The organism is Pseudolysinimonas sp. (assembly GCF_049651805.1).
In the GTDB taxonomy this organism is placed as follows: domain Bacteria; phylum Actinomycetota; class Actinomycetes; order Actinomycetales; family Microbacteriaceae; genus Pseudolysinimonas_A.
The window spans coordinates 1-20,657 of the sequence record NZ_JBASCU010000038.1 but is presented as its reverse complement, the minus strand read 5'-3'; the positions used below and the strand labels follow the sequence as shown (position 1 = coordinate 20,657).

Sequence of the window (20,657 nt, the reverse complement as noted above, 5' to 3'; positions counted from 1 at the left end):
CCTCCCGGTCAGTTGGTTTCCTTAACGATCATCGTCTGACGCGCGATGACCTGGCCGTTGTGGAACACGGCGATCGAGTACTTCTGCTGGCTGCCGGACTGCCCGCACTGGTAGTCGATCGTCTTGCCACCCACAGCCGGCAAACCGGACTCGTACGGTTGCGAGTCGGCGAAGTCGGTACCGACGCCGAAACTGACACTCTCACCCGTCGTGTTCCAGTTGAAGGTGATCTGAACGGGATTGCCGCTGGAGCAATCCACAGTCTTATTGGTCACCGTGTAGCTGACGATGTCTGAGGGCGGCGGGGGAGGCGGGGGATCCGCATCCGGCGTGGGGGTCGGGGTCGGAGTCGGCGTCGGCGTCGGCGTCGGGGAGTCGCTCGGCGTCGGGCTGACGGTTGGGGTGTCGGAGGCGGTCGGGGTGCTGTCGGGCGTCGCTTTGCCGCCGCCGAACAGGATGATCAGCAGCACGATGATCGCGATCAGCAGGGCCGCGCCGACACCGACGAGAGTGAACAGCAGCGCCTTCGACTTCTTGCGCTCTTCGACCAACTCTCCGGTGGCATCCGTCGTTTCAGGAAGCCGCTGGGTCGGGGTGTCGTCGGTCATGCTGATCCTCGCCTCGCGCCGGGCGCTGCCCCCGGACGGACCACAGCCTAGGGCCGCGCAGGAATCGTGAGCAACGATGGATGGAGGTGCCAGTTGTTCTATTGCAAATAGAAATATATGATCAGGGCGTGCTCATTCGCATCGACCCCAGCTCTGGCGACAGTCTCTTCGACCAGCTCGCCGCCGCCGTACGCGCCGAGGTCGGACGCGGTGCGCTGCGTCCCGGCGACCGGCTGCCCGCCGCTCGCGAGCTCGCCGCATCCCTCGACATCAACGTGCACACCGTGTTGCGCGCCTATCAGGAGCTGCGCGACGAAGGGCTGATCGACCTCCGCCGCGGTCGGGGCGCGATCGTCACCGACCTGGCGGCACCGCCCGTCGAACTGCTCGATGCCGTGCGTTCCCTCACTGCCGAGGCACACCGTCTCGGCGTCGCCCCCGCGACTCTGGTCGCCATGATCCGAGAGGCCTACCCCGCATGAACCGCCCCCGCCTTCCACTCGCTGTGATCGCCATCCTGGTGCCGCTGGTCGTGACGCTCGTCGGCATCCTCGTCATCGTGCCGTTCGTTCCCGCGCGCGACATCGCCGTGCACTGGGGGCCGAGCGGCGAGCCCGACGGTTACGCCCCGGCGTGGGTGACAGTGCTCGTGCTCGCGATCGTCGGGGTGCTCACCCCGCTCGCATTCGGCATCCCCCTGTTCGCCACCCGGCGCGACGGGGTGTCGTTCACGCAGAAGACGCTCGCCGTGGTGTCGCTGTGGCTCGCAGTCTTTCTCGTCCTGCTCGGTGGCTGGATGATCTTCGGTCAACAGGATGCCGGGGCCGCCCCGCCCCCGGTCGGGCTGGGCCCGCTGCTGGCGTTCGGAGTCTCACTCCCGGTCGCCGTGCTCGCTTGGGCGTTCGCGCCGCCGATCGTGCCCGTCGAGCCGGTCGGCACGCCGGCCGAACCGTTGCCGATCGCCGACGGCGAGCGGGCGGTCTGGCTGGGGCGCACCCGCCTCGCGACTCCGGGCCTCATCGTGGTCGTTCTCGCGATCCTGCTGTCGGCGGCTGCCGGAGTATTCGCCGCGATCGTCACCGACGGTGCCGCCGCCGCCGTTCTGGGCGTGCCCGTGCTGGTGCTCGCCCTGCTGCTGACGACCTCGTACTGGACGGTGCGCGCCGACGCGACCGGCCTGACCGTGCGCAGCGCCACCGGGTGGCCGCGGTTCCACGTTGCCGCCGACGAGATCGCGCAGGCCGGCACGACGCGCGCGACAGCGCTCGGCGAGTTCGGCGGATGGGGCATCCGCTTCGGACGGGGGCGTCGGCTCGGCATCATCATGCGTTCCGGTGAAGCGCTCGAGGTGCAGAATCGCGACGGCGGTGCCCTAGTCGTCACGGTGGACGACGCAGGCACCGCCGCGCGACTGCTCAGTGCCGTCGCGCATCGGGCGACGGAACGCGGCTAGAGCTGCTCGATCGGCTGGGTGCGGCGCCCCGCGAAGTACGCGCTCACGGCGGTGATCAGGGACATCGCCGCGAGCACGACTCCGGGATGCCACCAGGCGTATCCGACGGCCTCGCCGAACGTGAGCGTGAGCGGCAGCACGAATCCCGAGATGATCGCCGCGATGGCGTAGGCGAACGAGATCGCCGAGTAGCGGATGCGGGCGCCGAACAGTTCCGAGAGCAGTCCGCCGAGCGCCGCCCAGGCCATCGTCGGCAGGATTCCCCCGATGATCATCATGCCCACGAGCACCTCGAATGAGGCATCCTGCAGCAGGAAGTAGATCGGGAACGCCACCAACAGCGTGCCGATGGCCCCGATCAGCACGACCCGAGCCGACCCGATTCGGTTGGCCAAGGCCCCGAACAGCGGGATGGTGACGAGTTGCAGCAGCGCCCCGATCGTCGTCGCGGTGAGCAGTTGCACATAGTCGTAGCCGAGCTGCGCCGCCCCGTAGTTGAGGGTGTAGGTGTTCATCAGCGAGTACGACCCGATGCCGAGCAGTGCCGCGCCGACACCGAGGAGGAGCGCCAGCGGCTTCGTGCGGAAGACGACGGCGAGCGGCACCCGCTCCCGCTGCTGCTTCTCGACGAGTTCGGTGAAGACCGGCGTCTCGTCGATCTTGAACCGCAGCCAGAGCGACACGGCGAGCAGCGGGAAGGCGATGAGGAACGGGATGCGCCAGCCCCACGACAGCAGGTCGTCCATGCTCAGCAGCACCGGCAGCGACAGGTAGAGGGCCGCCGTGAGGATCGAGCCGATCGGCGACCCGAGCTGCGGGAACGCCGCGTAGAAGCCGTGCTTCTTCGTGTCGGCCGACTCGGTCGCGAGCAGGATCGCGCCGCCCCACTCGCCGCCGAGAGAGAAGCCCTGGATGAGGCGCAGGGTCACGAGCAGCACGGCACCGAGATAGCCGGCCGTCGCGTAGTCGGGCAGCAGGCCGATGAGTCCGGTCGCGACCCCCATGATCGTGATCGTCAGGATGAGCGTCATCCGTCGCCCGATGCGGTCGCCGAGGTGCCCGAACACGATCGCGCCGAGCGGCCGGGCCACGAAGCCGAGGGCGTTCGTCAGGAACGCCGCGAGCGTGCCGCCGAAGACGCCGAGCGGCTCGAAGAACAGCGGTCCGAGGAAGAACGCGCTGAGGTAGGAGAACACGTAGAAGTCGTAGGACTCGAGCGAAGTTCCGACGAGGGATGCCCACAGCACCCTGATCGGATTGCGAACCTTGGGAGGTGTGGTGGTGGTCACGATCCGCGAGCCTAATGTCGGCGCGCGGTTTGCGCTGCCTAGCGCTCGACGTCGGCGACGAGGTCGGCGAGCTGCTTCGTGGGGGCGAGCCCGACGGCTGCGTGCAGGATCGTGCGGTAGCGGTTGAAGACCTCGACTGCCGCCGCCTGGTTTCCCATCGCGAGCTGCACTCGGATAAGGGTTGTCTGAGGGCCCTCGCGGAGGGGGTCGATCCGCATCGCGGCGCGTGCCGCTGTCGCCGCCTCGCCGAGTTGGCCCGCGTCGAGCAGGCGTCGGGCGAGCGCCTCAAGAGCGTTCATACGCAAGTACCGCCAGTCCTCGGCTTCGGGCAGCACCCAATCGTCGTACCAGTCAGGCAACAATTCACGCGAGAGCGTGGCGATCGACGCCGAACTGATGTCGGAGTCGTGCAGCCCGCCCCCATACACCAGGCGGTGAGCCATCGCTTGCGCTTCATGCAGGTCGATCACGACGCCGTCGGCCAACCGAAGCCCGGTCGACGCCGAACGGATCGCGGCACGCGCCGGCGCCTCAAGCCGGGCGATCGCCGACCGGAGGCTGTCGCCCGCACGGCCCTCCGAGACGTCGGGCCACATCGTGCCGGCGAGGGCGATCCGCGCAATGGCACGGTCGCGCAACGCGAGGAACATCAGCAACCGCTGGGATCCGGGGGAGAGGTCGGCAGAGACGCCCGCGACTCGCAGGTCGAAGGTGCCCAGCACCGACAGCTCGATCGCCACCGATGCGGCCGGGACCTCCGGCTGCTCGTCGGGATATTGCGGAGCAACGACGGCATCGACGATCCCGAGCAGCGCGTCGGTCGACAGCGGATCCCACTGTCGGCTCCACTCGTCGAGCGCGCGGATCGCCGCCTCGAGGCCCCGGCCCTTCTCGGTCGGCACGAAGTGTTCGGCGCCGTCAGTGGCCGTCTCGACCGACAGGATCCCGGATTCGACAAGAGCGGTCAGGCGCGAGTCCAAGAGATCAGGGGCGATACCAAGAAACGACTGAAACTCCTCGCGGCGCGTCGCACCTCGCAGAAGTGCCTCGCCGATGAGCGGCAGACTCCAACGTTCGAACTGCATGGTGCGGCTACACCCCCTGACCGGGTAGGGGTGTTAAGCCTACGCGGAAGATGCGGCCGTTCCCCCGAACGGCCGCATCTTCCCCACCCACCGTTCGCTTCGACTCCCCCCGGAGGCCCCAGTGCACGGCTGGCTGTTACCTCGCTAGCGGATCGAGACTTCCCGCGCGCGAGCGAACCGGGTCCAGCCCACCAACAGTGCCCCGACGGCGACGAACAAGGCGGCGCCCAACGGCCACACCTCTGCCGGTCCGGTTGCGGCTAGTTCATCGGAGCGGGCAGCGACCTGATCGCCGAGCACGTCGCCCTCATCCGGCGGAACGACATCCGCAGGGCTGACGTTGGTCGCCAACTGGACGGAGCAGACGATCAGTGAACCGCCGCCGTTGGCGGAGTAGTTGCACTGAGAAACCGTGACGTACAGGGCATCCGACGTGGTCGACCCCGCGCCGACCGTACACGTGAGCGACGAGCCGCCCTCGTTCGCCGAGTTGTTGCATTGGTTGATCGCCGCGCCAGACGTCGTCGCCGGATCCGGGTTGCACGCGCGCGCGCCGCCCCCGACGAGTGAGTCGTTGCACTGGTTCACGGTCGCTGCCACTGCTGTGGCGTCGCCGACGATGTTGTTGGTGACCGTTACCGAACAATTCATCGAAGCTCCACCCCCGTCAAGTGACGAGTTGCACTGCGACACGCTCGTCACGAGCTCGGTCGACGACACCGTTGTCGGACCTTCGCAGGTGAGCGCCGTGTTCGCCGCGCCACTACAGCGTGTGTACGTCGTCGTCGAACTGGTGACCCCCGTAGCGAGGTCGAGGTTGTTGACGACCGCGACCGTGCAATCCATGCCGAGACCCGGCGTGTTGAACAGACTGTCGCACTGCCCGTATGGCGCGGCCTCAGCCGCTTGCGGTGCCGGTCCGAAGCTCGCCATGAGTAGGGCGAGGGCCGCCGTCGCGACGATAGCCCAGGTGCGACGCATCCCCCGATGCGTCGCACCCGTGCCGGTAGGGCCGGCTCCCGTGGTGCTGTTCTTCATGATTCCCCCAATAGTTGGAGACTCCTTCAGGCCCGTGACAGGGGCGTGACGGTGGCGTGACGGACCCGGGACAGACCTGTCTGTCTCACGACGAATTTCTCGGGAATCCCCTAAGATCGCTCCAACAACTGTGATCCGGCATCACCGGGGAGTTCACGGAAGAAACTCAGGAAACTGGGGAGTAGAACCGAGCGGGCGGGCCCGTAACAGCCTGGTTGAGAGGCATATCCGTGGGATGTGCAAGCGAGGTGGTACCGCGGCTCTGCTTTCCCCCAGGGTCGTCCTCGTGAAGTGAATACCCCTTCGCGAGGAGCAAGCCATGTCGTACCCGTCGATCCCGTCGTCTCCCGACTTCCCGCGGATCGAGCGCGGCATCCTCGCGTTCTGGAAGAAGGACGACACCTTCGCAGCCTCCGTCGCGCAGCGCGAAGGATGCGAGGAGTGGGTGTTCTACGACGGCCCGCCGTTCGCCAACGGCCTGCCGCACTACGGTCACCTGTTGACCGGCTACGCGAAGGACCTCTTCCCGCGCTACCAGACCATGCGCGGCAAGCAGGTGCACCGCCGGTTCGGCTGGGACACCCACGGGCTGCCCGCCGAGCTCGAGGCCGAGCGCCAGCTCGGCATCACCGACAAGAGCCAGATCGAAGAGATGGGCATCGCGGCGTTCAATGCCGCCGCGAAGAAGTCGGTGCTGACGTACACCAAGGAGTGGGAGGAGTACGTCACCCGCCAGGCCCGCTGGGTCGACTTCGAGAACGACTACAAGACGCTCGACGTGACCTTCATGGAGAGCGTTGTGTGGGCGTTCTCGGAGCTGTACAAGAAGCGCCTCGCCTACGAGGGCTACCGGGTGTTGCCGTACTGCTGGCGCGACCAGACCCCCTTGAGCAACCACGAGCTGCGGATGGACGACGACGTCTACAAGATGCGGCAAGACCAGTCGGTCACCGTCACCTTTCCGCTCGTCGGCGAGAAGGCCGAGGCGCTCGGGCTCACCGGGGTGCGGGCGCTCGCCTGGACGACCACCCCGTGGACGCTCCCGACCAACGCGGCGCTCGCCGTCGGGCCGGATGTCGAGTACGGCGTCGTCGCGGATGCCGAGGGTCGCGAGTACCTGCTGGCGGTCGACACCGTCGCGGCGTACCGGAAAGAGCTCGGCGAGGATGCGGTCGTCTCGCGCACCTTCGCCGGCCGGGAGCTGGACGGCATCCACTACGACCGCCTCTGGGACCACTACGCGGATGCCGAAGGGATGCAGAACGCGTGGCGCATCCTCGTCGCCGACTACGTCGCGACGGGTGAGGGCACCGGGATCGTGCACCAGGCGCCCGCCTACGGTGAAGACGACCAGGTGACCTGTGCCGCGGCCGGCATCCCGGTGATCCTGTCGGTCGACGATGGCGGGCGTTTCCTGCCCGAGGTGACGGAGGTGGCGGGGCTCCAGGTGTTCGAGGCGAACCCGGTGCTGATCCAGAAGCTGCGGGCCGACGACCGGCTCGTGCAGGTGAAGTCGTACGTGCACTCGTACCCGCACTGCTGGCGCTGCCGCAACCCGCTCATCTACAAGGCGGTGTCGTCGTGGTTCGTGCGGGTCACCGACGTGAAGGAGCGGGCGGGGGAGCTCAACCAGCAGATCACCTGGGTTCCCGACAACGTCAAGGACGGCCAGTTCGGTAAGTGGCTCGCGAACGCCCGCGACTGGTCGATCTCGCGCAACCGGTACTGGGGTTCGCCGATCCCGGTGTGGAAGTCGGACGACCCCGCCTATCCGCGGATCGACGTGTACGGGTCGCTGGCGGAGCTCGAAGCCGACTTCGGGCGGCTGCCGCTCAACCCGGACGGCGAGGTCGACCTGCACCGGCCGTACATCGACGATCTCGTGCGGTCCAACCCCGACGACCCCACCGGGGCCTCAGTGATGCGGCGCATTCCCGATGTGCTCGATGTGTGGTTCGACTCCGGCTCGATGCCGTTCGCGCAGGTGCACTACCCGTTCGAGAACGCTCCGTGGTTCGAGTCGCACAACCCCTCCGACTTCATCGTCGAGTACATCGGGCAGACGCGCGGCTGGTTCTACGTCATGCATGTGTTGTCGACGGCTCTGTTCGACCGGCCGGCCTTCCGCAACGTCATCAGCCACGGCATCGTGCTCGGCAACGACGGGCAGAAGATGTCGAAGTCGCTGCGCAACTACCCTGACGTGAACGAGGTGTTCGACCGCGACGGCGCCGACGCGATGCGCTGGTTCCTCATGTCGTCGTCGGTGATCCGCGGCGGCAATCTCGTCGTCACCGAAGAAGGCATCCGCGGGGGCGTGCGCGAACTGCTGCTGCCGCTGTGGTCGACGTACTACTTCTTCACGTTGTACGCGAACTCTGCGGGCGTGACGGCGAAGCGGTCGACCACATCGCAGAACGTGCTCGACCGCTACATCCTCGCCAAGACCCGTGAGGTGCTCGACGAGGTCACGGCCCACCTCGACGTGCTCGACAGCCCGTTTGCCGCGCAGGCGCTGCGCGACTTCGGCGACGTGCTCACCAACTGGTACGTGCGGCGGTCGCGCGACCGGTTCTGGGACGGCACCGATCAGGATGCCTTCGACACCCTGTACACCGTGCTCGAGACGGTGACCCGGATGGCGGCTCCGCTGCTGCCGCTCGTCACCGAGGAGATCTGGAAGGGTCTCACCGGCGGACGCAGCGTGCACCTCGAAGACTGGCCCGCGGCATCCGAGTTCCCGGCCGACCACGCGCTCGTCGCGGCCATGGACCGCGTTCGGGAGATCGCATCCGCCGGCCTCGCCCTGCGTAAGGCGCAGAAGCTGCGGGTACGGCTGCCGCTGGCCCGGCTCACCGTCGTGTCGGCCGACCCGGCGGCCCTCGAGCCGTACGCCGACATCCTCGCCGACGAGCTCAACGTGCGCTCCGTCGACCTTCAGCCGCTGCGCGAATCGAGCCTTGGCGAGTACGGCATCGAACGTCGGCTCACCGTCAACGCCCGGGCCCTCGGGCCGAGGCTCGGCAAAGACGTGCAAAGGGTCATCCAGGCCGCGAAGTCAGGGGTGTGGATGACGGAGGGCGACATCGTGATCGTCGATGGCACCGCACTGCAAGCATCCGAATACGACTTGGTGCTTGCGACGGCCGAACCGGATGCGGCGGTCGCGTTCCTCGGCGACGGGGGCTTCGTCGTGCTCGACACAGCGGTGACACCGGCGCTCGCGGCTGAAGGCCTGGCGCGCGACGTCATCCGTGCCGTGCAGCAGGCGCGCAAGGATGCCGACCTCGACGTGTCGGACCGCATCGTGCTCACGATCGTGGGCGACGACGCGGCGGTCGCGGCGGTCGAGGCCCATCGCGAGCTCATCTCCGGGGAGGTGCTCGCGACGATGCTCGCGACCCTCACGGGGGAGAATGGTGCGACGGCCGTTGGCGAGGGTTCCGCGGTCACGATCCAGCTGGAGCGAGCGTGAGCGACGAGGACTTCCAGGCGGAGGCCGACGAGGTCTACGCCGAACTGCTCGTTCGCATCGGCGAGGCCGCCCCGCAGCCGCGGCTCGAGCCGACTCGCAAGGCGTGCGAGCTGCTGGGGGATCCGCAGCACTCGGCGCCGGTCATCCACATCACCGGCACGAACGGCAAGACCTCGACGTCGCGGATGATCGAGGCGATCCTGCGCGCCGCCGGGCTGAAGACCGGGTTGCTCACCTCACCGCACCTCGTGCGGGTGAACGAGCGCATCGTGATCTCTGGGCTCCCGGTCTCGAACGAGGCGCTCGTGCGCAACTGGCGCGACATCGCCCCCTACCTCGCAATCGTCGACGCCGAACTCGTCGCCGACGGCGAGGAGGCGTTGTCGTACTTCGAGGCGCTGACGGTGCTCGGCTTCGCGATCTTCGCCGACGCTCCCGTGGATGTCATGGTGCTCGAGGTCGGCATGGGCGGCGAGTGGGATTCCACCAACGTCGCCGACGGGCAGGTCGCCGTGTTCACCCCGATCGCGCTCGACCACCAGGTGCGGCTCGGCAACACGGTCGCCGAGATCGCCCGTACCAAGGCCGGCATCATCAAGCCCGCCGCGACCGTCGTCACCGCGATGCAGCCGCTCGAGGCGATGGACGAACTGCGCGCGGCGGCTGCTCTCGACGAGGCGTCGATGGCGATCGAGATGGTGGACTTCGCGCTGGAGTCCACGACCGTCGCCGTCGGCGGGCAGGTCATCACCGTGCGGGGTCGGGCCTCCCGCTACGAGGAGCTGTTCCTGCCGCTCTACGGCGACTACCAGGGGCAGAACGCCGCCGTCGCGATCGCCGCCGTCGAGTCGTTCCTCGGCGGTGGTGCGGTGCCGTTGAGCGACGACGTGCTCGCCGAGGGTCTCGCCGAGGCGACCTCACCCGGACGCCTGCAGTTGATCGGCATCGAGCCGACGGTGCTGGTGGATGCCGCCCACAACCCGCACGGGGCCCGCGCCCTCGCGGGGGCGATGACCGAGTACTTCGACTTCACCGAGATCGCCGTCGTCATCGCGGTGCTCGGCGACAAGGACGCGCACGGGGTGTTCGCCGAACTCGCTCCGATCGCGTCGAGGTTCCATGTGACCCGGTCGCAGTCGGATCGCGCGACCCCCGTCGACGAACTCGCCGCCGTCGCGTTGACCGTCGCCCCTGATGAGTCGGTGCTGCGGTTCGAGGATCTCGGGGAGGCCGTGGGCGCTGCCCGGGAGTGGGCGGCGGAGGCGCCGAGTCGCGCGGTGCTCATCACGGGCTCGATCACGCTCGTCGGCGAAGCCCTGGCGCTCGCCGAGGCCGGGGGGTGGAAGTGAGCACCGATGAGACGTCGCCCCGCACCGGGCGTCCGCGACGACCGCGACGTGAACGCGGGGTGACCGAGACGCTGTTGTCGATCGTGCTCGTGCTCGAAGCCGTGGTTCTGTTCTTCGCAACCCTCGCGATCAACGGGCTCAGCGGCATCCCGGGTGGGGTCGTTCTCGGCGTCGGGTTCTCGCTGATGGCGCTGTTCGTTGTGGTGTCTCTCGTGCAGCGGTTCGCCTGGGGCGTCGTGCTGGGCGGCATCCTGCAGGTCGTGCTCATCGCGACCGGGGTCGCGCACGGGTTCATGTTCGTCATCGGTGCGGCGTTCGCCGGGCTGTGGGTGTGGTGTCTGGTGCGCGCGCGGCGCATCGAAGAATCGCGGCTTTCCGCCGCAGAAGGAGGGGACGCATGAGCGCCAATTCGCTGGAAATCCAGGAGACGTTGGTACTGGTCAAGCCGGATGGCGTGGCCCGCAACCTGACCGGCGAGATCCTGCGCCGCATCGAGGCGAAGGGCTACTCGCTCGTCGACCTGCGGATGGTGCAGCCGTCGCGGGAGATCCTCGCCGCGCACTACGCCGAACACGAGGGCAAGCCGTTCTACGAGCCCCTCGTGGAGTTCATGGAGTCGGGCCCCGTCGTCGCAATGCGTGTCGCCGGCAACCGCGTCATCGAAGGCTTCCGGGTGCTCGCCGGCACGACCGACCCGACCCTCGCTCTTCCCGGAACCATCCGCGGCGACCTCGGCCGCGACTGGGGGTTGAAGGTGCAGCAGAACCTCGTACACGGCTCCGACTCTTCGGAATCGGCCGCCCGCGAGCTCGCTCTCTGGTTCCCCGCCGCGGGGTAACCCCCTCTGCTATTTGCCCGAGAACGCCCCTTGCGCCGCGCTGATGGGGCGTTCTCGGGCAAGCAGCCTTCACCGCGACGCGAGTCCCGAGCGGATCAACCCGATGAGTGCGGCGTGGTCGCGGAGATCGTCGGAATTGAGTTCGAGGATCGTCCACCCCGCGATCCGCAACCGCTCGCGACGGGACATGTCGCGGCGCCACTGCGCTCTCGTGCGGTGACCGTCGCCCTGGTACTCGATCGCGAACTTGAGTTCGGGCCAAGCCAGATCCAACCGGTAGCCACGCCCGGTCTCGGTGTCGACGATCTCATGGTTGACAGACGGCCAGGGCAACCCCGCCCACACGCACGCCACGCGAAGGCGTGACTCGGGCCGTGACTCGGCGCGGTCGTCGCTGAGTTCGAGGGCCGCCGTGAGTCGGCGTGACCGCGAGATGCGGTCCCCGAAGGCGAGCCGTTCGGCCAGCGCGGTCGTCGTCGTAAGCGGTCGGCGATGATGGATGAGGTAATCGGTCACGGCGACGAGGTCCGGGATATCCAGAACCCCCGCCATTTCGCACCACACTCGCTCGGGCGCACTGACTCGAAGGCCTGAAACGTCGATGACGTCGCCGGGGGCCATGCGGCGACTGTGGCCGTAGATCCCGCGAGCGTGGGGTGCCCGCGTCGGCGCCTCGACCGTGACATGCACGTGCGTGATCCGTTCGAGCCGGAACGGAAGCGGCGCGCCGAGAAGACGTGCCGCTGTCGAGTGGCTGAAGAACACCTCGGGAGACAACCGGGCGGCGAAGGCTCGGCACCGTCCGACGAGGTGCTCGGTAGCTCCCGCGGGTGCCCGGACCCCGTGGATGCGCGCATCGAGATCGCGGCTGCGCAAGCGCTTCGCTGTGACGCCGTGCTGTTCGGCGGTGCCGGTCTGGAAGGTCGCGCCGACGAGCGCGGGAGGCAGTGGCGACGAGGGGTGAGGCATCCCTCGACCATGCGTGCGCGTGGGCCAGTCTCGGTGGGGCGTTGCACGATCTGTTGATTGCCCACGAACGCCCCTTCCTGTGGAGGGATGGGGCGTTCTTGGGCAAACAGCCACGGCGTCGTCGAGGGGGCCGATGGAGCGCCCGAGGCAAGCCGGGACCTCGTGGTTCGGCGCGCTCGCGCCGTCGAGGATCTCGCGGATGCCCTCATCCGTGAGCCCTGCGGTCCCGGCGTGCGATACTGGACCGTAAGCCGACCGGGCCGCGCCCGGTCGCACCGATCAAGCTTTCCGGGCATACCGGGCCACGAGTGCCGAACGCCGCTCCAGTTGAGCACGAATCGCGCACCGTGTCGGACGCCAGTTCCGAGTCGCCGTGACAGGGCGAGCGTGACCAGAACACCGTTCACAGGGAACGGCGGTCGCATCCAGACTTTCATTCGCGAACCGCAGTAGGTTCGCTCGAGATGTACCGGCGGGTAGCGCGGCACCTCCGGCCGAGGAGTGCACCAGAAATGGTGAAAAGGGAAGCGCCGAAGAGCGCCAGCAACCATGTGTCCGCCGATTCGGCGACCGAGATCCTTCCGGTCGACGAAGCTGTGGTCGAGAAGCCCAAGCGCGGGCGCAAGAAGGCGGACGCGACGGCGGATGCCGCTCCCGCGGCCGAGAAGAAGACGGCGCGCGGTCGCAAGAAGGCCGTCGACGACGCTCCGGCCGAGGCTCCGGCCGAGGCTCCGGCCGCTGGCGCACCGGCATCCGCGTTCTCGATCATGTTCCAGGCGCCCCCGCTGCCGACGCCCGTCATCGGCGCGAACGGACCGGAAGACGAGCCAGAGTCGGCGCCCGGCGCGGCATCGCGCCGCACCCGCAATCGCCGACGGTCGGGCGAGGGCCCGCGCGACGGCGACGACGCCCCCAACACGACGGTGCGGGTACGTCAGCCGCGTCAGGCACCCGCCCCGATCACCGAGCCGCAGCGCATCAAGGGCTCGACCCGCCTCGAGGCGAAGAAGCAGCGCCGTCGCGACGGCCGGGATGCCGGGCGCCGCCGCCCCGTCATCACCGAGGCCGAGTTCCTCGCTCGCCGCGAGAGCGTCGACCGGGTGATGATCGTGCGCTCGAAGTTCGGCCGCATCCAGATCGCCGTTCTCGAAGACGGGGTGCTCGTCGAGCACTACGTCGCGCGGGCGCAGGATGCGAGCCTCATCGGCAACGTCTACCTCGGTCGCGTACAGAACGTGTTGCCGTCGATGGAGGCGGCGTTCGTCGACATCGGGCGCGGCCGCAACGCCGTGCTCTACGCCGGTGAGGTCGACTGGGATGCCGCCGCGGCCGCCGCGGAGAGCGACGGCAACAAGAACCAGGCCCGCAAGATCGAGCTCGCGCTGAAGCCGGGCGACAAGGTTCTCGTGCAGGTCACGAAGGATCCGGTCGGCCACAAGGGTGCGCGCCTCACGTCGCAGATCTCGCTGCCGGGTCGCTACCTCGTCTACGTGCCGAACGGCTCGATGAACGGCATCAGCCGGAAGCTCCCCGACACCGAGCGGGCGCGGCTGAAGAAGATCCTCAAGGAGGTGCTGCCCGACGAGAACGGTGTCATCGTGCGCACTGCCGCCGAAGGTGCCACCGAGGAGCAGCTCACCCTCGACGTGCAGCGCCTGATCAGCCAGTGGGCCGAGATCAGCCGCGCCGTCGAGACGCAGCCGGCACCGGCTTTGCTTCACAGCGAGCCCGACCTGCTGCTGAAGATCGTGCGGGATGTCTTCAACGAGGACTTCCACAAGCTGGTCATCGAAGGCGACGACGCCGTCGAGACGATCTCGGGCTACCTGAACGCCGTCGCCCCCGACCTGGTCGAGCGCGTGCAGAAGCACGAGAGCGAGCGCGACTCGTTCGACGAGTTCCGGGTGAGCGAGCAGATCGACAAGGCGCTCGAGCGCAAGGTGTGGCTGCCCTCCGGCGGCTCGCTGATCATCGACCGCACCGAGGCGATGACGGTCGTGGATGTCAACACCGGCAAGTTCGTCGGCAGCGGCGGCAACCTCGAAGAGACCGTCACGCGCAACAACCTCGAAGCGGCCGAAGAGATCGTGCGCCAGCTGCGGCTGCGCGACATCGGCGGCATCATCGTCGTCGACTTCATCGACATGGTGCTTGAGAGCAACCGCGACCTGGTGCTGCGGCGCCTCGTCGAGTGCCTGTCGCGCGACCGCACGAAGCATCAGGTCGCCGAGGTCACGAGCCTCGGGCTCGTGCAGATGACCCGCAAGAAGCTCGGGCTCGGGCTCATCGAGTCGTTCAGCGAGAACTGCGAGACCTGCGCGGGCCGCGGAATCGTCATCCATCACGACCCCGTGTTCAAGCACCGCTCGCCGGTCGGCGAGAACCCCGGCGGGTCGAACTCGTCGGGGTCGTCTCGCAGCCGTCGTGGCCGCGGCGGTGGCGGCGGGGGAGCTGCTCCGGCATCCGGCGTCAAGAACGGCGTCGGCGGGGTCGGCACCCACGCGATCACCGAAGACGTCAAGAATGCGCTCGCGCAGATCGCGAAGAGTACGGTCACCACCTCGGGTGACCACCATCACGCAGAGACGCCAGCCGGCGAGACCCCCTCCGGAAATGGCCACAGCGCCGAGGAGGTCGCCGTTGCGGCGGCCGAGACCGCGGTGGAGATCCTCGACATCCCCATCCAGAAGGCGCCGCGTGCAGCCCGCAAGGTGAGCACAGCGGATGCCGAGAACATCCTCGGGTCCGTTCTCGAGGCGCTGCCCGAGCCGAAGCCAGCCGGGCAGGGTCGTCGCGGTTCGCGCCGCGCGTCGACCGGAGGCACCGTCACGCCGCCGGCTGCCGCGGAATGAGCACGCCCCCGCCGCCTCCGGGCGAACCGCTGAAGCCGATCGTGCTGCCCGCAGGCACGACGAGCGGTGGCGCGCTGCCGCCGACACGAGCAGCCACCCGCAGCCAGAGGCTGCTCTGGGGAGTCGCGGCGACGGCCGTCGTGCTGATGCTCGCCAACGTCGCGGGACTCTTTCAGTTTCCGAACAATGCCCCGATCGAGCTGATCTACGCGCTCGGCATCTCGGTCGACCTCATCGCCATCGCGGTCGTGAGCGTCATCGGCGCCCTGCTGTCGCGCCGGGGTTACCCGCTGCGATCGCGGTCGGTCATCGTCATCGTCGCCCTGGTTTTCACCGGCATCGTGACGGTGTTTTGGGCGATCGCCGGCGGAGTGTGGTCGATCGTGCAGCTCGCTCAGGGCAGCGGGCGGTACATGGATGCCACCGGCGGCTTGTTCTTCTTCGGCGCGCTGTGGGTGCTCGCGGTGATCTTCGCGTCGCACGGGTACCGCCGCGGGGGGGAGCCCCGCAACAACCTGTTCGCGATCATCGTGCTCGCCGTGGTCGGCGCACTTGCCACGTTCGCGGTCTTCTCGTCGGTGATCTACGGGATGGGTCTCACCAACTAGCGGATGCCGTGCGCGCCCTTGTCACGCTGCCGCACCCGCAGCCCCGACGCCTGCAGTCGGCGTAGCAACTCGCGCCCCGTGACCGGCACGGCGCCGCGCGCGACGAGATCGTCCCAGCGGCGTAGGGGCACGTCGTAGTGGTCGTTGTCGAACCCGCGCTCCGGGATGCCGGCCGCCGCGGCGAACGCGTGCAGTTCGGCGAGCGAGGAGTCGCTCACGAGGTGCGCCCAGAGGGTGCCGTGCGCCGGCCAGATCGGCTCGTCGATCAGCACCGTCATGGGGGAAGCGTAGGACTGCGGAGCCCGATTGTTACTTCGCCGGCTTTGCGGCTAAACTCGACCTTTGGTGTGCGCCCCGGCAGGTGCCGGGCAACCGTCCTCAAGACGGTGTAGTCACCCAACTCTCTTCCAACAAAGCCTGTATCTATCTAAAGGAAGTCTCGTGGTCTACGCAATCGTGCGCGCCGGTGGGCGGCAGGAGAAGGTCGAAGTCGGCACGGTCGTCGTGCTCGACCGCATCGCCGCCGACAAGGACGGCAACATCCAGCTCACGCCCGTGCTGCTGGTCGACGGCGACACGATCACCCACGACGCCAAGGCGCTCGCGAAGGTGACCGTCACCGCTGAGGTCGTCGGTGACGAGCGCGGCTCGAAGATCGTCATCCAGAAGTTCAAGAACAAGACCGGGTACAAGAAGCGCCAGGGTTTCCGCGCCGACCTCACCCGCGTCAAGATCACCGGCATCAAGTAAGGATCGAGAGATGGCACACAAGAAGGGCGCGTCCTCGACCCGCAACGGTCGCGACTCGAACGCGCAGTACCTCGGCGTCAAGCGCTTCGGCGGCCAGGTCGTCAAGGCCGGCGAGATCATCGTCCGCCAGCGCGGCACCCACTTCCACCCCGGCGTCAACGTGGGCCGTGGCAACGACGACACCCTCTTCGCCCTCGCGGCGGGTGCGGTGGAATTCGGAGCGAAGGGGCGCCGCAAGGTCGTCAACATCGTTCCGGCGGGCTGACGCCCTCCACGGATCTCGACACGCCCGCTTCGCGGGCTACTCGATCACCGAATTGGTGACAAGGGCGGGCTACGGCTCGCCCTTTCGCTTTTCCCTAGGTAAAGGAGTGACTTCGATGACGACGTTCGTCGACCAGGTGACTCTTCACCTGCGCGCGGGGCACGGCGGGCATGGCTGCGTGTCGGTGCGTCGCGAGAAGTTCAAGCCGCTCGCCGGCCCCGACGGCGGCAACGGCGGGCACGGCGGCGACATCACGCTCGTGGCCGACCCGCAGGAAACCACCCTGCTGAGCTACCACCGCGGCCCGCACCGCTCGAGCGGCAACGGCGGGCCCGGCATGGGCGACCACCGCTCCGGTGCGAACGGCGAGCCGCTCGACCTCGCAGTGCCGGTGGGCACGGTCGTCAGCTCGGCCGACGGCACGGTGCTCGCCGACCTCGACGAGCCCGGGATGCGCCTCGTCGTCGCCCCCGGCGGTCAGGGTGGCCTCGGCAACGCGTCGCTCGCGACCACCAAGCGCAAGGCCCCCGGCTTCGCCCTGCTCGGTACCCCTGGCTGGGAGGGCGATGTCGTCCTCGAGCTGAAGACGGTGGCGGATGTCGCGCTCGTGGGATTCCCGAGTGCGGGTAAGTCGTCGCTGATCGCCGCGATGTCGGCGGCCCGCCCGAAGATCGCCGACTACCCGTTCACGACCCTGCATCCGAACCTCGGCGTCGTCGAAGCCGGATCGTCGCGGTACACCGTCGCCGACGTGCCCGGGCTCATCGAGGGTGCAAGCGAGGGCAAGGGGCTGGGCCTGGAGTTCCTGCGCCACGTCGAACGCTGCGCCGCCCTGCTGCACGTCATCGACTGCGCCACCCTCGAACCGGGGCGCGATCCGCTCACCGACCTCGACGTCATCCTCGGCGAGCTCGCCGCCTACCCGGTGCCCGACGGTCAGGTGCCGCTGCTTGAGCGCCCGCAGCTGGTCGCGCTCAACAAGATCGACGTGCCGGATGCCCGCGACCTCGCCGACATGGTGAAGCCGATGCTCGAGGAGCGCGGCTACCGCGTCTTCGAGATCTCCGCCGTCGCCCGGGAGGGGTTGCGTGAGCTGTCGTTCGCGCTCGCCGAGATCGTGGATGCCGACCGCGTCGCGAAGATCGCCGCCGCCGCGGTGAAGCCCCGCATCATCCTGCGACCGAAGGCGATCGACGAGGTCGAGTTCACGATTCGCGTCGAGGGCGGCACGGAGACGCTCTACCGGGTGCTCGGCGCCAAGCCGGAGCGCTGGGTGCAGCAGACCGACTTCAACAACGACGAGGCCGTCGGCTTTCTCGCAGACCGGCTCGCGAAGCTCGGCATCGAAGAGGCGCTGTTCGCGCACGGCGCCGTTCCCGGGTCGGCCGTCGTCATCGGCGAGGGCGACTCGCGCGTCTTCGACTGGGAGCCGACGCTCACCTCGGCGGCCGAACTCATCACGAGCCCGCGCGGCACCGACGCGCGCTTCGACGACAATCGGCGCCGCACCAGCGCCGGGCGCCGCGAGGAGTACAAGGAGCGCATGGATGCCAAGGCAGCCGCCCGCGCCGAGCTGGAAGCCGAGCGCGACGCCGGCGTGTGGGACACGGATTCGGAAGTACGGGAGAGCGAGTGACGCGTCAAGCGGTGGGTCGCCATCATGTTCTGGATGCGACCCGCATCGTCGTAAAGGTCGGGTCGTCGAGCGTCAGCGGCGCCAACGTCGGTCAGATCGATCCGCTCGTGGATGCCCTCGTCGCGGCGTATCAGCGCGGCGTCGAGGTCGTGCTCGTCTCCTCCGGTGCGATCGCGAGCGCCATCGCATCCCTCAACCTCGACGGGCGTCCGCAGGATCTGGCGACTCAGCAGGCGGCGGCCGCGGTCGGGCAGAACGTGCTCATGTGGCGGTACCAGACCTCGCTCGACCGCTACGGCATCCTCGCCGGTCAGGTGCTGCTGACCGCCGGTGACCTCGAGAACCCGACCCACCGGTCGAATGCCCAGCGTGCGATGGAGCGCCTGCTCGACCTGCGCATCCTGCCGATCGTCAACGAGAACGACACCGTGGCGACGCAGGAGATCCGCTTCGGCGACAACGACCGCCTCGCCGCGCTCGTGTCGGAGCTGATCGGCGCCGACCTGCTCGTGCTGCTCTCCGACATCGACGCGCTCTACACCCGTCCGCCCGGCGAGCCCGGCGCCCGGCCCATCGCTCATGTGCCGTTCGACGACGACCTGTCGGGCGTCGAGCTCGGCGACATCGGCGCGGCCGGGGTCGGCACCGGGGGAGCGGGTACCAAGATCGCCGCCGCGAAGCACGCCGCCGCGACCGGCACCCCCGTGCTGCTGACCTCGACCGCCAACGTCGCCCTCGCCCTCGCCGGCGCCGACACTGGCACCTGGTTCGACGCCGCTCCTCCAGCGAGCTAGCCGCTGTCTCGCGGCACGAGGGGGATCGCGAGCGCGGGGGCGAGCGCGATGAGGGCGAACGCTGCCGAGTAGCCCGTGACGGCGATGAGCGCACCGACCGCGGGAGCGACGATCGCGGAGGCGATGTACTGCCCGGTGTTCTGGGCACCGAGGGCGCGGCCCGACCAGTGCGCGCCCGCGATCTCGGCGACGGCGGTGAAGGCGAGCCCGTTGTCGGCGACGCTCACGCACGACGCGAGGATGTAGAACACGGCCACCGCGGGCGCCCAGCGCAGTTCTCCCGCGACCGCCGTGAGCAGCAGCAGCGGGATGCCGGCGAGCGCGACCCAACGCAGGGGACGCAGGCGGCTGCCGAGCCGGTCGCTCAACACGCCGATGGCGACGCGACCCCCGGCCCCCAGCAGCTGCGCGAGGGCGACGACGATCCCGGCGGCGAGCGGATCCCACTGCTGGTCGGCGATCAGCCAGACCAGTCCGAAGGTGGCGAGCGCGTACTGCGGCACGACGAGCAGTGCCGACACCAGGTGGATGCGGGCCAGCGTCGCGTCGCCACGGTACGGATTCGCGGGGCGACCCTCGGTATCCAGAGCTCGTGCCGGTCGCGACGGGTTCACGATGAACAGCGCGCTGGCGAGAGCGGCCACGGCGACGACGGCCCCGGATGCGATGAGCGGCGCGGCCAGGTCCCCGCCGGATGACAGCGCGGGAACGATCAGCGCACCCGCAGCCATCCCGAGTGGCAGCGACGTCTGCCGCAGACCCATCGCGAGGCCACGGCGTTCCGCGGGGAACCAGCCGATGACGACGCGTCCGCTCGTCGCACTCGTCGCGGCACCGCCGATCCCGCAAAGCGCGAAGGCCAGCGCCAGCACGACGTAGTCGTCGGTCGACGCGGCGGCGGCGGACGCGATCGCCCCGGCGACCGCGACGGCAAGGCCGGTGACCAGGATGACGCGCTCACCCCAGCGGTCGGTGGCGGCGCCCCAGAGGATGAGGGTCAGCAGCACCCCGACGTTCGGTGCCGTCGCGATGAGTCCGGCTTCGGCGAGCGTGAGCCCGCGTTCGGTGTGCAGCAGTGGAATGAGGTACGCCGGCGCCGAGATGAGGAGCGCGGCTGCCGCCTGGGATCCGCCGCCGACGGCGAGCATGAGCCACGGTCGCGGGGTGCGCAGAGAAGACATCCCCCTCATCCTGGCCCCTCTCTCACCACGAATCGAGGATGTTCGGAACCGAATGAACGGTGCCGGACACTACAGGGTGTGGGCCAGGGAACCGAGAACGCGACGGATGCCGACGCGGCTGAGTGGGCGCGCGCGGTCGACGGCGACGGGGAGGCCTTCGGGCGCATCTTCGACCGGCATCGCGACCGGGTGCTGCGCCACGGGCTGCGGCTCGCCCCGACGACGAACGACGCGGACGATCTCGTCGCGATCACGTTCTTCGAGGCGTGGCGCAACCGCGAGCGCGTGCGGGTCGTCGACGGGTCGGTGCTGCCGTGGCTGCTCGTGACGGCGACCAATGTGGCTCTTCGGACATCCGGTGGGGGTCATGGGGTGAGCCCTCCGGCGACGAGGAGCATGCGGAGTCGGTAGTTGTGGCGGTTGCGGTAGCCGCGGGCGAGTCGTCGGTGAAGTTCGATGATGCCGTT

Annotated in this window: 20 protein-coding genes; 13 read left to right on the top strand and 7 right to left on the bottom strand. The window is 68.7% G+C overall.

Annotated elements, in window-relative coordinates:
- Nucleotides 1-8 precede the first annotated feature (8 nt).
- Entirely contained in the window at nt 9-608 is a 600-nt protein-coding gene (locus WBL06_RS09725) for a hypothetical protein (protein ID WP_424455795.1), read from the bottom strand.
- Nucleotides 609-736: 128 nt separating this feature from the next.
- On the opposite strand from WBL06_RS09725, the gene WBL06_RS09720 reads away from it, so the two are divergent.
- Both WBL06_RS09720 and WBL06_RS09715 read left to right on the top strand, forming a co-directional pair.
- Nucleotides 737-1,090: a GntR family transcriptional regulator gene (locus WBL06_RS09720; RefSeq protein WP_424455794.1), complete on the top strand. Its 354-nt coding sequence runs from the start codon at nt 737-739 to the stop codon at nt 1,088-1,090.
- Nucleotides 1,087-2,061, top strand: coding sequence for a DUF1648 domain-containing protein (locus WBL06_RS09715; RefSeq protein WP_424455793.1), 975 nt, complete (start codon nt 1,087-1,089; stop codon nt 2,059-2,061). Before WBL06_RS09720 ends, WBL06_RS09715 begins: the two co-directional genes overlap by 4 nt.
- Here the strand turns inward: WBL06_RS09715 and WBL06_RS09710 are convergent.
- The 3 genes from WBL06_RS09710 to WBL06_RS09700 all read right to left on the bottom strand — a co-directional run bounded on the left by WBL06_RS09710 (nt 2,058) and on the right by WBL06_RS09700 (nt 5,473).
- Nucleotides 2,058-3,350, bottom strand: coding sequence for an MFS transporter (locus WBL06_RS09710; protein ID WP_424455792.1), 1,293 nt, complete (start codon nt 3,348-3,350; stop codon nt 2,058-2,060). The genes WBL06_RS09715 and WBL06_RS09710 overlap by 4 nt on opposite strands.
- Before the next feature lie 38 nt (nt 3,351-3,388).
- The gene (locus tag WBL06_RS09705) at nt 3,389-4,435 is read right to left on the bottom strand and encodes a BTAD domain-containing putative transcriptional regulator (RefSeq protein WP_424455791.1); all 1,047 of its coding nucleotides are present in this window, start codon (nt 4,433-4,435) and stop codon (nt 3,389-3,391) included.
- Nucleotides 4,436-4,579: 144 nt separating this feature from the next.
- Complete coding sequence (locus tag WBL06_RS09700) at nt 4,580-5,473, bottom strand: hypothetical protein (RefSeq protein ID WP_424455790.1); 894 nt, start codon at nt 5,471-5,473, stop codon at nt 4,580-4,582.
- A 319-nt stretch (nt 5,474-5,792) separates the two neighbouring features.
- Between WBL06_RS09700 and ileS the strand changes: the two genes are divergently transcribed.
- From ileS to ndk, 4 genes are read left to right on the top strand one after another with little or no spacing between them, the layout of a single operon-like run.
- Nucleotides 5,793-8,948, top strand: a complete 3,156-nt coding sequence (ileS, locus tag WBL06_RS09695) for an isoleucine--tRNA ligase (protein WP_424455789.1) — start codon at nt 5,793-5,795, stop codon at nt 8,946-8,948.
- Nucleotides 8,945-10,297, top strand: coding sequence for a bifunctional folylpolyglutamate synthase/dihydrofolate synthase (locus WBL06_RS09690; RefSeq protein ID WP_424455788.1), 1,353 nt, complete (start codon nt 8,945-8,947; stop codon nt 10,295-10,297). The genes ileS and WBL06_RS09690 overlap by 4 nt, the downstream gene beginning before the upstream one ends.
- A 59-nt stretch (nt 10,298-10,356) precedes the next feature.
- The gene (locus tag WBL06_RS09685) at nt 10,357-10,698 is read left to right on the top strand and encodes a DUF4233 domain-containing protein (protein ID WP_424455787.1); all 342 of its coding nucleotides are present in this window, start codon (nt 10,357-10,359) and stop codon (nt 10,696-10,698) included.
- Nucleotides 10,699-10,709: 11 nt separating this feature from the next.
- A complete protein-coding gene (ndk, locus tag WBL06_RS09680) occupies nt 10,710-11,135 on the top strand; it encodes a nucleoside-diphosphate kinase (protein ID WP_424455845.1) in 426 nt (141 codons plus the stop codon).
- 69 nt (nt 11,136-11,204) lie between these two features.
- Here ndk and WBL06_RS09675 read toward each other — a convergent pair whose 3' ends face one another.
- A complete protein-coding gene (locus tag WBL06_RS09675; RefSeq protein WP_424455786.1) occupies nt 11,205-12,104 on the bottom strand; it encodes a hypothetical protein in 900 nt (299 codons plus the stop codon).
- A gap of 464 nt (nt 12,105-12,568) precedes the next feature.
- Between WBL06_RS09675 and WBL06_RS09670 the strand changes: the two genes are divergently transcribed.
- Complete coding sequence (locus WBL06_RS09670) at nt 12,569-14,956, top strand: Rne/Rng family ribonuclease (RefSeq protein WP_424455785.1); 2,388 nt, start codon at nt 12,569-12,571, stop codon at nt 14,954-14,956.
- Nucleotides 14,953-15,564 carry a hypothetical protein gene (locus WBL06_RS09665; RefSeq protein ID WP_424455784.1) on the top strand — a complete coding sequence of 204 codons (612 nt, stop codon included), beginning with the start codon at nt 14,953-14,955 and terminating at the stop codon, nt 15,562-15,564. Before WBL06_RS09670 ends, WBL06_RS09665 begins: the two co-directional genes overlap by 4 nt.
- On the opposite strand, the gene WBL06_RS09660 is transcribed toward WBL06_RS09665, so the two are convergent.
- Nucleotides 15,561-15,842 (bottom strand): DUF4031 domain-containing protein, encoded by a 282-nt coding sequence (locus tag WBL06_RS09660; protein WP_424455783.1) that lies wholly within the window; start codon nt 15,840-15,842, stop codon nt 15,561-15,563. The genes WBL06_RS09665 and WBL06_RS09660 overlap by 4 nt on opposite strands.
- A gap of 163 nt (nt 15,843-16,005) precedes the next feature.
- Between WBL06_RS09660 and rplU the strand changes: the two genes are divergently transcribed.
- The 4 genes from rplU to proB all read left to right on the top strand — a co-directional run bounded on the left by rplU (nt 16,006) and on the right by proB (nt 19,009).
- A complete protein-coding gene (gene rplU, locus WBL06_RS09655; RefSeq protein WP_424455782.1) occupies nt 16,006-16,314 on the top strand; it encodes a 50S ribosomal protein L21 in 309 nt (102 codons plus the stop codon).
- 10 nt (nt 16,315-16,324) lie between these two features.
- Nucleotides 16,325-16,579: a 50S ribosomal protein L27 gene (gene rpmA, locus WBL06_RS09650; protein WP_424455781.1), complete on the top strand. Its 255-nt coding sequence runs from the start codon at nt 16,325-16,327 to the stop codon at nt 16,577-16,579.
- Between the two features lie 115 nt (nt 16,580-16,694).
- Entirely contained in the window at nt 16,695-18,215 is a 1,521-nt protein-coding gene (gene obgE / locus WBL06_RS09645; protein ID WP_424455780.1) for a GTPase ObgE, read from the top strand.
- Nucleotides 18,216-18,226: 11 nt separating this feature from the next.
- The gene (gene proB / locus WBL06_RS09640) at nt 18,227-19,009 is read left to right on the top strand and encodes a glutamate 5-kinase (RefSeq protein WP_424455844.1); all 783 of its coding nucleotides are present in this window, start codon (nt 18,227-18,229) and stop codon (nt 19,007-19,009) included.
- On the opposite strand, the gene WBL06_RS09635 is transcribed toward proB, so the two are convergent.
- Complete coding sequence (locus tag WBL06_RS09635) at nt 19,006-20,190, bottom strand: MFS transporter (RefSeq protein ID WP_424455779.1); 1,185 nt, start codon at nt 20,188-20,190, stop codon at nt 19,006-19,008. The two genes, proB and WBL06_RS09635, sit on opposite strands and share 4 nt — an antisense overlap.
- 78 nt (nt 20,191-20,268) lie before the next feature.
- On the opposite strand from WBL06_RS09635, the gene WBL06_RS09630 reads away from it, so the two are divergent.
- Nucleotides 20,269-20,601 (top strand): RNA polymerase sigma factor, encoded by a 333-nt coding sequence (locus WBL06_RS09630; RefSeq protein WP_424455778.1) that lies wholly within the window; start codon nt 20,269-20,271, stop codon nt 20,599-20,601.
- Nucleotides 20,602-20,657: the final 56 nt, after the last annotated feature.